The organism is Amycolatopsis rhizosphaerae, from assembly GCF_007713715.1.
Lineage (GTDB): Bacteria > Actinomycetota > Actinomycetes > Mycobacteriales > Pseudonocardiaceae > Amycolatopsis_E > Amycolatopsis_E rhizosphaerae.
Genome location: NZ_VJWX01000190.1, coordinates 1 through 12,565, shown reverse-complemented (window position 1 = coordinate 12,565; position 12,565 = coordinate 1). Strand labels below are relative to the sequence as shown.

The window sequence follows — 12,565 nt, the reverse complement described above, 5'->3', positions numbered from 1 at the left end:
CCCCTGGTCACCACCGTGACCGATCGCGACGGCACTCCCATCGCCACCCTGTTCGACCAGTACCGGCTGCCGGTCACCTATCAGCAGATCGCGCCCGCCATGGCCGCGGCCATCGTGTCCGTGGAGGACCGCCGGTTCTTCAGCGAAGGCGGGGTCGACGTCAAGGGCATGGTGCGCGCGGCGTTGCACGACAGCTCCGGCGGCAGCACCCAGGGCGGGTCCACGATCACCCAGCAGTACGTCAAGAACTACCTGATCAACGTGGTGGACCGCAACAACAAGGCCGCCCAGTACGCCGACCGCGCCGACACCATCGCCCGCAAACTGCGCGAAGCCAAGATCGCCGTCCAACTGGGACAGACCCAGTCCAAAGAGGACGTCCTCACCGGATACCTCAACGTGGTGGAGTTCTCCGGCAACATCTACGGGGTCGGCGCCGCGGCCAGGGCGTATTTCGACACCACCCCGGACAAGCTGACCGTGCCGCAGGCCGCGCTGCTGGCCGGGATGGTCAACAACCCGAACCTGTACAACCCCTACACGCATCCGCAGCAGGCGCTGGAACGGCGCAACGTGGTGATCGACGCGATGGTCACCAACCGCACGCTCGACGCGCGTGACGCGCAGACCGCCAAGGCCACCCCGCTGGGCGTGGTCGGCTCCGCGCCGCGGATCCCGTCGAGCACGTGCATGGGCGCCGCACCCGACGCCGGGTTCTTCTGTGCGTACGCGGTCACCTACCTGCAGGAGGCGGGCTTCACCACCGACCAGCTCGAAACCGGCGGGTACACCATCCGCACCACGATGGACCCGGGGGTGAGCCAGGCCGTGAAGAACGCCGTGGACGCCAACGTGCCGACCACCCAGGACGGGGTCGCGAACACCTTCGCCGTCGTCCGGCCGGGACAGCAGGGGCACGAAGTGCTCGCCATGGTGGCGAACCGGAACTACGGCACCGACCTCTCCCGGGGGGAGACCTCGACCAACATCGTCGCCAACGCCCACAACGTGTTCGGCGCGGGCTCCTCGTTCAAGATCTTCACCTCCGCGGCGGCGATGGAGGCGGGCAAGGCGGGCCTGAACACCCCTCTGCCCAACCCCGGCAGCCAGTGCTTCACGCAGCCGGACGCCAACAGGTACACGGCCTGCTACCCGGTCGCGAACGACGGCACCAGCTACCCCAACCCGATCTCGCTGCGCGACGGGCTGGCGACCTCGCCGAACGTCGCCTTCGTCAACCTCGAGTCCGAAGTCGGCATGCCCGCGGTGCTGGACATGGCGAGGCGGCTCGGCCTGCGCAAGACGCTGGCCACCAACGAGGTCGGCGGCGCCCCGATCACCGACCCGGCCAACTCGCTGTCGCACGACGAGCGGTACAACGAACCGCAGTCGAAGTACTTCCGGAACAAGCTGTCGTTCACCCTCGGCGACAGCCCGGTCAGCCCGCTGGAAATGGCCAACGTGTCCGCGACGCTGATGAGCGGCGGCGTGTGGTGCCCGCCGAACCCGATCCTGTCGGTCACCGACCGGCACGGCGCGCCGGTCGCCGTGAAGCAGCAGCCCTGCGAACAGGTGGTGCCGTCCGGGCTGGCGAACACCCTCATGGTTGGCCTGAGCCAGGACACCAAGACGGGCACCTCGGCCCAGTCGGCGCGGCAGGCGGGCTGGAACCACGCCGACATCGGCAAGACCGGGACCACGAACTACAGCTACTCGGTGGCCTTCGTGGGTGGCGTGGACGACTACGCGCTGGCGTCCTTCGTCTACGCCGACGGGCGCACGCCGCAGGAGATCTGCCCGGGCACGCCGGTCCACCTCGGTGACTGCGGGCACGGCGCGTTCGGTGGCACGGTCGCCGCGCCGCCGTACTACCACGCGTTCGGCCAGATCCTCGGCGGCAGGCCGGACACCCCGCTCCCCCAGCCGGACCCGGCTTACCTCGACGCCCGCTCCTGAGCCACCGCACCGGTGGCGCCGGAGTGTTCGAGCGGGGCCGGCAAGGCGGGGTTCAGACCTCGATGACCTGGCGGATGAAGGCGTCGATGTCGACCAGCGCGCCCTCCGAGCCGTGGGGGACGGCCCGTTCGCTCGCGGCGAGGAACCGCTCGACGTCGGCGCGCTTCAGCTCGACCAGGGCGTAGCCGTCCGGGGACTCGAGTTCGAGCACCAGGAGCTTGCCCGGCTCCACCAGGTCGGGCCGCACCCGCACGTCGCCGATCCCGGCCTGCCCGGTCAGCCCGTCCCGCAGGAGGTCCCGCGCGAAGCACCACTCGATCCAGTCACCCCGCCGGGTGCGGAAGGCCAGCGTCACCGCGTACGGGTCACGGGCGAGATAGGACCACCGGGAGTACACGGGCGTCGGCCGCCCGTCGACGGAAACGAACTGATGCTGCTCAATGACCTTGCTGGACACCGGAAGCAACCCCCTCACGAAGTTCTCCTGGTTTAGACGTGCGAGATGCCCGCGCGTTACACCGGTTTACGAAGAAATCCGGGCACCGGGACCCGCCCGAACCGCCGGAGGACCTGCTGGGCACCATATCCGGGTGGCGCGTGACGAGCTGGCCGATGCGGAAACCGGCCCGATCCGGCGGATTCCGGCGGAACGCCCACGCCCGGCCCGCGGCGCGGAACCGGCCCCGGCGCCCCCGCGGCGCCCGGTCCGCGACCGGGAGCCCGGCGACGACCGCCTCCCGCGGCACCGGCCCGGCCGCGCCGCCGGGCCCCGTGAACGGCAGCCCGAACAGCAGCCTGAACAGCACCGCGACAGGCAGGACCACGGACACGGACACGGCCACGGGCACGGCCCAGCTCAGCCCGCGTCCCGGCGAGTGCGGGTGCTGCTGATCTGGCTGCTGGCGCCCATCGCGGCCGCCACCGTGGCCGGGCTGCTCGTGCTCTACCCGTGGGGCAAGGCGAAGCCGGTCAGCGCCTACCAGCAGGGCACCCCCGTGCACGGCACGGTCACCACCGCCCTCAGCGGGCCCTGCCTGGCCCCCGGGCAGGTCCAGGTGGGCACCGCGCCGAAGCCGGGTGAGAAACCGTGCCTCACGGTGGAGGTCGCGATGACCGACGGGGCGACCGGGGGTTCCTCGGTGAAACTGATGGTGCCGGTCGAGCCGAGCACGCCCCGGTTCGCCGCGGGCGACAAGGTGGTGCTGGCCTACAACGGCGGCGCCGCCACCGATCCCAGCTCCTACCAGCTGGTCGACTTCCAGCGCGGCCTGCCGCTGGCCCTGCTCGCCGCGCTGTTCGCGATCGCGGTGGTGGTGCTCGGCCGCTGGCAGGGCCTGGCCGCGCTGGGCGCGCTCGTGCTGAGTTTCGGCGTGCTCGTGCTGTTCGTGCTGCCCGCGATCCTCGCCGGGCAGAACCCGCTGCTGGTGGCGATCGCCGGCGCCGGGCTGATCATGTTCGTGGCCCTGTACCTGACCCACGGGCTGTCGGCCCGTACCTCGGTGGCGGTCCTGGGCACCCTGGTCAGCCTCGCGCTGATCGGGGTGCTGTCGGCGCTGTTCTCCGCCGCCGCCTCGCTCACCGGCCTCGACGACGGCACCTCCACGCTCATCGGCGCGCTGGGCCACGGCATCGACGGCCGGGGCCTGCTGCTGGCGGGCATCGTGATCGGCGCGCTGGGCGTTCTCGACGACGTCACGGTCACCCAGACCAGTTCGGTGTGGGAGCTGCGCCGGGCGAACCCGAACCTGTCGTGGCGGGAGCTCTACCGCGCCGGCCTGCGGATCGGGCGCGATCACGTCGGCTCGGCGGTCAACACGCTGGTGATGGCCTACGCCGGGGCCGCGCTGCCGGTGATGCTGTACTCGTCGATCTCGGGCGTGGGCCTTGGCGCGATCCTGGGCTCCCAGGACATCGCCGAGGAGATCGTGCGCACCCTGGCCGGAAGCATCGGCATCGTGGCCGCCGTCCCGGTCACCACCGTGCTCGCCGCCCTGATCGCCGCGCAGGAGGACTCGAAGAGCGTCAGTGGTTCGCCACTTCCAAAACAGACCTAGTCGAGGTGGGCGACGAAGCGGTTGACGGCCTCCATGGTGAAACGCTGCGCCAGGCGGCCCGAGGGTGCGGCCGAGGCGAGGCGGTAGAGCGGCCGGTCCGCCGCACCGTCGCCCCGCGCCTCGGAGCGCAGCTGGGCGACCAGCAGCTCGGAAAACACCATCCCGTTGGCCTCGATGTTGTTCATCAGAGCGTTCGCGAGCCGCCGCAGGGCGAGCACGCCGAGCTCCCGGCCGCCGGTACCGGCGTAGACCGCGAGATCGATCTTCGCGGTGCGGCCGCGCTGACCGGCGTTGAGCAGCAGGCTCACCGTGCGCATCCCGCGCACGTCGGTGACCAGCAGATCGATGCGGTTCGCCTGGACGATGTCGACGCGGCGGGTGCGCCAGGTCCGCACGAGCACTTCGGTGCCCTCGAGCCAGACCCGGCGGCGGACGCTGAACAGCACGACGTACAGCAGCGGCAGCCCGACCACCACCGCGACCACCAGGCCCGCGATCTGACCGCCGATGAGGCCCGCGACGCCCCCGAAGGCGGCGGCGAACAGCAGCACCCCGGCCAGGCCGGACCGCAGCCTGCGGCGGCGGGCCGCCGCGTCGTCGGAATACAGCGGCAGCCGTTCCGGCTCGGCCTGCTTCTTCGGCTCCTTGGCCGGTTCGGTCATCGCGGCACCGCCGCGCCGCCGAGGAAAGGGTTGCTCACTCGTTCCCGCCCGATCGTCGTGGGCCCGCCGTGGCCCGGCAGGACGACGGTGTCGTCGGGCAGGGTCAACAGCTTGTCCCGCAAGGATTCCACCAGTGTTTCCCGGTCGCCCCGGCCGATCGAACCGGCGAACAGCGTGTCGCCGGTGAGCGCGAGGCGGCCCCCTTCCGGGGTCTGGAGGCGGAAGACTACCGAACCCGCGGTGTGGCCCGGCACGTGGTCCACGGTGATCCGCAGCCCGGCGACCTCGATCACCCCCGGTCCGAGCGGCTCGGCCGGGGTTCCGGCCAGTGCGTGGTCGGCGGGGTGGAGCCGGAACGGCACCCCGTGCGCCCGCGCCAGCGCTCCGGCGCAGGCGACGTGGTCGGGGTGGCCGTGCGTGGCCAGCACCGTTTCGGGGGTCAGACCGTGCTCCCGCAAGGCGTCCTCGACGCTTCCGGCGGCCTCCTGCCCGGGGTCCACGATCACGCAGGGCCGGTCCCGGGCGGCCGCGAGCAGGTAGCAGTTCACCCGGAACGCACCGGTCGCGAATCCGGCCACGAGCACGGAAACCCACCTTTCGTCAGTCCGCCGAACCCACCCTAACCGGCCCTGTACGGGGTCCTCACAGACTGTGCCCATAGACTGCCGCCACCCGGTCGGTGACTTCGAGTGGATTCTGGAGGGGCAGGTGGCGACCAACCAGCAACGCCGTGAGGCCGCGAAGCGCAAACTCGAACGGCAGCTCGTCCGCCGTGCCGAGCGCGCCCGCCGCCGCAGGATCATCGGCGTCGGGGCGACCGTGGGCGTGGTCGTGGTCGTCGCCGGCCTGGTGGTGTTCTTCGCCACCCAGAAACACGACGATTCCGCCTCGGCGGCCGCGTCCGGCACCGCCGCCCCGAGCAGCACGATCCAGATCCCGACGCAGCGGGTCACCGAGGCCGCGCGGCCGACCCCGCTGCCCAACCCCGCGAACTGCGCCTACACCGCCTCCAACGACCAGCAGGGGCAGAAGAAGGCCACCATGCCCGACGGCAAGAACGTGCCGTCCACGGGCACGGTGAAGGTGACACTGAAGACGACGGTGGGCGACATCCCGCTGACCCTGGACCGGGCGCTGGCCCCGTGCACCGTGAACAGCTTCGTGAGCCTGGTCAACCAGGGCTTCTACACCGGCACCTCGTGCCACCGCCTGGGGACCGACGGCCTGCAGATGCTGCAGTGCGGCGACCCCACCGGCACCGGCATGGGCGGTCCGGGCTACACCATCCCGGACGAGAACTTCTCGCAGCTGACCTACGGCCGCGGCATCCTCGCGATGGCGAAGACCTCGCAGCCCAACAGCGGCGGCAGCCAGTTCTTCATGGTGTACGGCACCGCCCAGCTCGACCCCGACTACACCGTCTTCGGGTCCATTTCGGATGCCGGGCTGCAGGTGCTGGACAAGGTCGCGCGCGAGGGCGTGGACCCGGCCTCGGCCGCGCAGAGCAGCGACGGCACGGGCGCGCCGAAGACCCCGGTGAAGTTCACCGGCGCCACCGTCGACGCCTGAGCCCCTGAGCCTTCCAGGCTCGGCAGGGCCGTGAGGGGACCCCTCACGGCCCTGTTTGCTGTGAGGGGCTGGGGCGAGCCGTGAAGGGTCCCTTCACGGTCGATTCGACTGTGAAGGGACCCTTCACGGCACAACGCCAACGCCCACGCGACCTTGCCGGGTCAGCGGTGGGTGAAGTGCGGGGGACGGCGCTCCAGGAAGGCGGCCACGCCCTCGGCGTAGTCCTCACCGTGGATCGCCGCCGACCGGATCGCCTCGACCTCGGCGTCGCCTTCCCGGTGCCCGGCCAGGATCTTGCCGATGATCCGGTTCATGCCCCGGATCGACGCCTGCGAGCGCGAGCACAGGGTCTCGGTGAACGCCCCCACCTCGTCCACCAGTGATCCGGCGGCGAAGGTGTCGTTGACCAGCCCGATCTCGCGGGCCCGCGCGGCGTCGATCAGCTGCCCGGACAGCAGGAAGTACCGCGCGTGCGCCGGACCGATGAGCGAAACGAGCTGACGGGTGGACAGGAAGTCGTAGACGATGCCGAGCTTCGCGGGCGTGATCCCGAACCGGGCCCCCTCCTCGGCGAAGCGGAAGTCGCAGGCGACCGAGATCTGGCAGCCGCCGCCGATGCAGTTGCCGCGGACCATCGCGATGCTGGGCTTGGCCATCCCGGCCAGCGCGGTCACCGCGCCCTCGACCACCTTGTCGTAGGCCGCCGCACCGTCCGCGGTGGACCGCAGGTCCCGGAACTCGCTGATGTCCGCGCCCGCCGAGAAGTCCTGGCCCGCCCCGCTGATCACCAGTACCTTGAGCGCCGGATCGGCCTCGACCTCGGCCACCACCTCCGGGATCGCCGCCCACATGCCATGGGTGATCGCGTTCTTCTTCTCCGGACGGGCGAAGACCAGCCTGCCGACCTCGCCGTCCCGCGCAAACTCCAGCCCTTCAACCATGCGCCAAACACTAGAGGGCGCCCGAAGGCTCAAGAGGCCGACGTGACCCGGTACACGTCGTAGACACCCTCGACCCCGCGCACCACCTTGAGCACGTGCCCGAGGTGCTTGGGGTCGCCCATCTCGAAGGAGAACCGGCTCACCGCGACCCGGTCCCGCGAGGTGGTGACGGAGGCGGAGAGGATGTTGACCTTTTCGTCGGCCAGCACCTTGGTCACGTCGGAGAGCAGGCGGTGCCGGTCGAGCGCCTCGACCTGGATGGACACCAGGAACACCGAGTTCTCCGACGGCGCCCACTCGACCTCGACCAGCCGTTCCGGCTGCGTGCGCAGGTCCTCGGCGTTGGTGCAGTCCGTACGGTGCACACTGACGCCGCCGCCCCGCGTGACGAAGCCCAGGATCTCGTCCCCCGGCACCGGGGTGCAGCAGCGGGCGAGCTTGGCCCACACGTCGCTGGCGCCCTTGACGATCACCCCGACGTCGTTGGAACCGCGGCGCCGCGTCACCGTCGACGGCGTGGACCGGGCGGCGAGCTCCTCCTCTGCCTCCTCGACCCCGCCGATCAGCGCCACCAGGCGCTGCACGACGTGTTTGGCGCTGGTGTGGCCCTCCCCCACGGCCGCGTAGAGCGAGCTGATGTCCGGATGCCGCAGCTCCGCCGCGAGCGCCCCCATGGACTCCGCGGAGACCAGGCGCTGCATGGGCAGCCCGACCTTGCGGACCTCCTTGGTGATGGCCTCCTTGCCCGCCTCGATCGCCTCGTCACGGCGCTCCTTGGCGAACCACTGCCGGATCTTCGCGCGCGCCTTCGGGGAGCGCGCGAAGCTCAGCCAGTCACGGCTCGGGCCCGCGTTCTCCGCCTTCGAGGTGAAGATCTCCACCACGTCGCCGTTGTCGAGCTTGCGCTCCAGCGCGACCAGCCTGCCGTTGACCCGCGCGCCGATGCACCGGTGCCCGACCTCGGTGTGCACCGCGTACGCGAAGTCCACCGGGGTGCCGCCGACGGGCAGCGTGACCACGTCGCCCTTGGGGGTGAAGACGAAGATCTCGCGGGCGGCGAGCTCGTACCGCAGGCTGTCCAGGAACTCGCCCGGATCCGCCGCCTCCCGCTGCCAGTCGAGCAGTTGCCGCATCCACGCCATCTCGTCGATGTCGACGGCGTTCGCGGTGTTGCTGCTGTGCGTGCCCTTGGTTTCCTTGTACCGCCAGTGCGCGGCGATGCCGTACTCCGCCGTGTGGTGCATCTCGTAGGTCCGGATCTGCACCTCCAGCGGCTTGCCGTCCGGGCCGATCACCGTGGTGTGCAGGGACTGGTACACGCCGAACCGCGGCTGCGCGATGTAGTCCTTGAACCGGCCGGGCATCGGCTGCCACAGCGCGTGCACCACCCCCATCGCCGCGTAGCAGTCGCGCACGTCCTCGACCAGGATCCGCACCCCGACCAGATCGTGGATGTCGTCGAGGTCGCGGCCGCGGACGATCATCTTCTGGTGGATCGAGTAGTAGTGCTTGGGCCTGCCCTCGACCTTGGCCGTGATGCGGGAGCTGTGCAGGCTCGTGGTGAGCTCGTCGATCACCTTGTGGAGGTAGATGTCGCGGGAGGGCGCGCGATCGGCCACCAGCCGGACGATCTCGTCGTACTTCTTCGGCTGCAGGATGGCGAACGCCAGGTCCTCCAGCTCCCACTTCACCGTGGCCATGCCGAGACGGTGCGCGAGCGGGGCGAGGACCTCCAGGGTCTCCCTCGCCTTGCGGGCCTGCTTCTCCGGCGGCAGGAACCGCATGGTCCGCATGTTGTGCAGCCGGTCCGCGAGCTTGATCACCAGCACCCGCGGGTCGCGGGCCATCGCGATCACCATCTTGCGGATGGTCTCGGCCTCCGCGGCCGTGCCCAGCTTGACCTTGTCGAGCTTGGTCACCCCGTCGACGAGCTGGGCGACCTTCTCACCGAAGTCCGCGGTCAGCTGCTCCACCGAGTATCCGGTGTCCTCCACCGTGTCGTGCAGGAGCGCGGCCACCAGGGTGATGGTGTCCATGCCGAGTTCGGCGAGGATCGTGGCGACCGCCAGCGGGTGGGTGATGTAGGGATCGCCGGACTTGCGCCGCTGCTCGCGGTGCAGCTCCTCGGCCACGTCGTAGGCGCGCTGAAGCAGGCTCAGGTCGGCGTTGGGGTGGAGTTCGCGGTGGATCGCGGCGAGCGGCTCCAGCACCTGCTTGACCGAGGCGGCACGCTGAGCCGTGATACGGCGCGCGAGCCTGGCCCGCACCCGGCGTGTCGCCGACGGCGCCCGAGTCACGTTCTGGTGCGTCAGCGCGTCCTGGGACGTCCCGGAGTGCAACTCCTGACTCACCCCCACCTCCTGCCTGATCGGGGGAGCTTCGAACTACCAGCCTAACGCGTGACGGCCGAATGGCGTCGCTCTGCCCGGCCGGAGATCACCCGGAGCCGGGTTCAGGCGATCTGGAGGGAACTCACCTTCCGGCCGCCCAGCGCGGAACGGCCGTCGAGCGCGGCGAGTTCGAGCACGACGGAGACCCCGGCGACGGTGGCTCCGGCGTCTTCCAGCAGGCGGCAGGCGGCGTTGACGGTGCCGCCGGTGGCCAGCACGTCGTCCACCACGGCGACCCTGGCGCCCGCGTGGACGACCTTTTCCGGCAGCTCCAGCGCGGCCGTGCCGTACTCCAGCTCGTAGTGCACGCGGCCGGCGACCAGGGGCAGTTTGCCGGGCTTGCGCACCAGCACGACCCCGAGGCCGCGGGCGTAGCCCACGGCGGCGGCCAGCATGAACCCGCGGGCCTCGACCGCCGCGAGCAGTTCGACGTCGGGTTCGACCGTGGCGGCGAGCGCGTCGGTCACCGCGGCGAACCCGTCACCGTGGGCGAACAGCGGCGAAAGGTCCCGGAACAGCACACCCGGTTCGGGGAAGTCCGGGATCTCGGTGATCAGGCCCAGTGCCTCGTCGAGCTGCATCTCAGCGCTTCCGCTTCCCCGCGGGACGGCCCCGCCTCGGGGCCGCCTTCGGGTTCCGGGCGGGGACGCTGGCCGCGGCCGCGTAGGCCTTCTCCTTGCGCAGCTCGGCCTCCAGGGCCTCGTCGTCGCTCGCGTCGAAGTCCTCGTCCGTGCCGCCGGTGGCGTCGCGCTCCGCGGACTTGCGGGCCTGGTTCGCCCGCCGGGCCTGGACGCGCTGCGCCTGCTGCTGGTAGCGCGGGTCCCGCATCTTCAGGTCGACCAGCAGCGGGGTGGCCAGGAACAGCGAGGACAGCACGCCGACCAGCATGCCGGTCAGCTGCACGAGCGCCAGGTCCTGCAGGGTGCCGGAGCCGAGCAGCAGGTAGCCGACGACGAGCAGGCCGATCACCGGCAGCAGCGCGATGATCGAGGTGTTGATCGACCGCATCAGGGTCTGGTTGAGCGCCAGGTTCGCCGTCTCGGCGTAGGTGCGCCTGGTCAGCCCCAGCAGGCCCCGCGAGTTCTCCTTGACCTTGTCGAACACCACCACGGTGTCGTAGAGGGAGAACGCGAGGATGGTCAGCAGGCCGATCACGGTGGCCGGGGTGACCTCGAACCCGACCAGCGAGTAGATCCCGGCGGTGACGATGATGTCGTGGATCAGCGAAACCAGCGCCGCCAGCGCCATCCAGCGTTCGAAGTAGAACGTCAGGAAGATCGTCACCAGCACCATGAACACGCCGAGCGCGATCAGGGCCTGCCGCGAGATCTCCCCGCCCCAGGAGGCGCTCACCGCGCTGTCGCTGATCGTCTGGAGGCTGGTCTGGCCGTTGGAACCCATCGGCTGCAGCTTGTCGAACAGCGCCTGCTTGACCTTCATGACGTCGGTCTCGGGCAGGCTCTCCGCCCGCAGCTGCACGGTGGCCGAGTTGCCAACACCCACCGTCTGCGCGGAGGCGGCCTGCTTGCCGAGGGTGTCGGCGAAGACCTGCTTGGCCTCGTCCGGGGTGATCGTGCCGTGGGTCCCGACGCTCGGCAGCTGGATCTGCGTGCCGCCCTCGAACTCGATCCCGAAGTTGAACCCCCGGATCCCGATCGAAGCGAGGCACACCAGCACCAGCGCGCCGAAGAACAGGTACCAGCGCTTGCGCTTGCCCACGATGTCGAAGGCGCCGGTGCCGACGTAGAGCCGGTGGAAGACGCTGTTCTTCTTCGTCTCGGCGGGCGTGCCGGTTTCCGCGCTCGCCATCCTCATGCCTCCTTCGCGGCCGCGGTGGCGGCCTTCCGGGCAGTCCGGCGCTCGGCGGACACCGACTGCACCCCACCGAGGCCGGTGAGCTTCGGGTTGGACAGGGTCTTGGACCGCGAGGCCAGCGCCACCAGCGGATGGGTCACCAGGAACACCACCACCAGGTCGAGCACGGTGGACAGACCGAGGGTGAAGGCGAAGCCCTGCACGTCACCCACGGCGATCGCGTACAGCACCGCCGAGGCCAGGAACAGGATCGCGTCGGAGGCCAGGATGGTGCGGCGCGCCCGCACCCAGCCGCGCGGCACCGCCGAGCGGAAGCTCCTGCCCTCGCGGATCTCGTCCTTGAGGCGTTCGAAGAACACCACGAACGAGTCGGCGGTGACACCGATCGAGATGATGAACCCGGCGACCCCGGCGAGGTCCAGGGTGAAACCGATCCAGCGGCCCAGCAGCACCAGCACCGCGTAGACCATCGCACCGGACAGTGCCAGCGAAACGATGGTCAGCGCGCCGAGGAGCCGGTAGTAGAACAGCGAGTACACGAACACGAGCAGCAGGCCGATCGCGCCGGCGATCAGGCCCGCCTCCAGCGAGGCCAGGCCCAGCGTCGCGGACACCGTGGTCGCGTCGGAGGAGGTGAACGACAGCGGCAGCGAACCGTAGCGGAGCACGTCGGCCAGGTCCTTGGTCTGCTGCTGGGTGAACGAACCGCTGATCTGGGTGTTGCCGTCGACGATCGCGGTCTGGATGGTCGGCGCCGACACCACCTGGGTGTCGAGCACGAACGCGGCGCGCTGGCCGCGGTTCTTGGTGGTGAAGTCGCCCCAGATCTGGCGGCCGGCGGACTTGAAGGTCAGGTCGACCGTCCAGCCCGCCTTGTTCTGGGTCGGAGGCGAGGCAGCCGCGCTGTCGATCTCGGAACCCTGCAGGAACACCGGGCCGAGCAGGTACTTCTCGGTGCCGTCCTGGTTGCAGGCCAGCAGCGGGAGGTTCGGGTCGTCGTTGCCGCGCAGCGGGTCCTGGATGGCGCAGGTGAAAGCGGCCAGCGCCTGGGAGGCCGTGCCGGAGGCGGCGATGCTGTCACCGGTGCCGGTGACCAGCCCGGCGTCCTGCCGGGCGGCCTTCGCCTTCTGGATCAGCTCCGGTGTCTGCTGGTCGGCGCCCGGGGCCGGGGCCGGGGC

At 70.6% G+C, this 12,565-nt stretch carries 11 protein-coding genes; 3 read left to right on the top strand and 8 right to left on the bottom strand.

Going from position 1 to position 12,565, the window contains the following annotated elements; genetic code table 11:
- Nucleotides 1–1,956, top strand: a 1,956-nt coding sequence (locus tag FNH05_RS19310; RefSeq protein WP_144590098.1) for a transglycosylase domain-containing protein, incomplete at its 5' end; no start/stop codon positions are given.
- A gap of 52 nt (nt 1,957–2,008) precedes the next feature.
- On the opposite strand, the gene FNH05_RS19305 is transcribed toward FNH05_RS19310, so the two are convergent.
- On the bottom strand, nt 2,009–2,431 hold the full coding sequence (locus tag FNH05_RS19305; protein WP_425458468.1) for an SsgA family sporulation/cell division regulator: 423 nt from the start codon (nt 2,429–2,431) through the stop codon (nt 2,009–2,011).
- Between the two features lie 115 nt (nt 2,432–2,546).
- Between FNH05_RS19305 and FNH05_RS19300 the strand changes: the two genes are divergently transcribed.
- On the top strand, nt 2,547–4,010 hold the full coding sequence (locus FNH05_RS19300) for a YibE/F family protein (protein WP_144590097.1): 1,464 nt from the start codon (nt 2,547–2,549) through the stop codon (nt 4,008–4,010).
- Here the strand turns inward: FNH05_RS19300 and FNH05_RS19295 are convergent.
- Together FNH05_RS19295 and FNH05_RS19290 are read right to left on the bottom strand one after the other, a co-directional pair.
- Entirely contained in the window at nt 4,007–4,672 is a 666-nt protein-coding gene (locus tag FNH05_RS19295) for a hypothetical protein (RefSeq protein ID WP_144590096.1), read from the bottom strand. The genes FNH05_RS19300 and FNH05_RS19295 overlap by 4 nt on opposite strands.
- A complete protein-coding gene (locus tag FNH05_RS19290) occupies nt 4,669–5,256 on the bottom strand; it encodes an MBL fold metallo-hydrolase (RefSeq protein WP_144590095.1) in 588 nt (195 codons plus the stop codon). The genes FNH05_RS19295 and FNH05_RS19290 overlap by 4 nt, the downstream gene beginning before the upstream one ends.
- Nucleotides 5,257–5,380: 124 nt before the next feature.
- Here FNH05_RS19290 and FNH05_RS19285 point away from each other — a divergent pair, with 124 nt between their 5' ends.
- Nucleotides 5,381–6,241, top strand: a complete 861-nt coding sequence (locus FNH05_RS19285; RefSeq protein ID WP_144590094.1) for a peptidylprolyl isomerase — start codon at nt 5,381–5,383, stop codon at nt 6,239–6,241.
- A 161-nt stretch (nt 6,242–6,402) separates the two neighbouring features.
- On the opposite strand, the gene FNH05_RS19280 is transcribed toward FNH05_RS19285, so the two are convergent.
- The 5 genes from FNH05_RS19280 to secD form a co-directional block, all read right to left on the bottom strand.
- Nucleotides 6,403–7,182, bottom strand: a complete 780-nt coding sequence (locus tag FNH05_RS19280) for an enoyl-CoA hydratase-related protein (protein ID WP_144590093.1) — start codon at nt 7,180–7,182, stop codon at nt 6,403–6,405.
- Nucleotides 7,183–7,211: 29 nt separating this feature from the next.
- Nucleotides 7,212–9,533 (bottom strand): RelA/SpoT family protein, encoded by a 2,322-nt coding sequence (locus FNH05_RS19275; RefSeq protein WP_425458467.1) that lies wholly within the window; start codon nt 9,531–9,533, stop codon nt 7,212–7,214.
- 101 nt (nt 9,534–9,634) lie between these two features.
- On the bottom strand, nt 9,635–10,153 hold the full coding sequence (locus tag FNH05_RS19270; protein ID WP_144590091.1) for an adenine phosphoribosyltransferase: 519 nt from the start codon (nt 10,151–10,153) through the stop codon (nt 9,635–9,637).
- Between the two features lies 1 nt (nt 10,154).
- Entirely contained in the window at nt 10,155–11,381 is a 1,227-nt protein-coding gene (gene secF / locus FNH05_RS19265; RefSeq protein ID WP_144590090.1) for a protein translocase subunit SecF, read from the bottom strand.
- A gap of 2 nt (nt 11,382–11,383) precedes the next feature.
- Nucleotides 11,384–12,565: protein translocase subunit SecD (gene secD / locus FNH05_RS19260; RefSeq protein ID WP_144590089.1), on the bottom strand; the 1,182-nt coding region annotated here is incomplete at its 5' end.

Bases quoted from the DNA above. Each gene is read 5' to 3' on its own strand.
- FNH05_RS19295 (WP_144590096.1), bottom strand. From the start codon at position 4,672: ATGACCGAACCGGCCAAGGAGCCGAAGAAGCAGGCCGAGCCGGAACGG.
- FNH05_RS19280 (WP_144590093.1), bottom strand. From the start codon at position 7,182: ATGGTTGAAGGGCTGGAGTTTGCGCGGGACGGCGAGGTCGGCAGGCTG.
- FNH05_RS19270 (WP_144590091.1), bottom strand. From the start codon at position 10,153: ATGCAGCTCGACGAGGCACTGGGCCTGATCACCGAGATCCCGGACTTC.
- secF (WP_144590090.1), bottom strand. From the start codon at position 11,381: ATGGCGAGCGCGGAAACCGGCACGCCCGCCGAGACGAAGAAGAACAGC.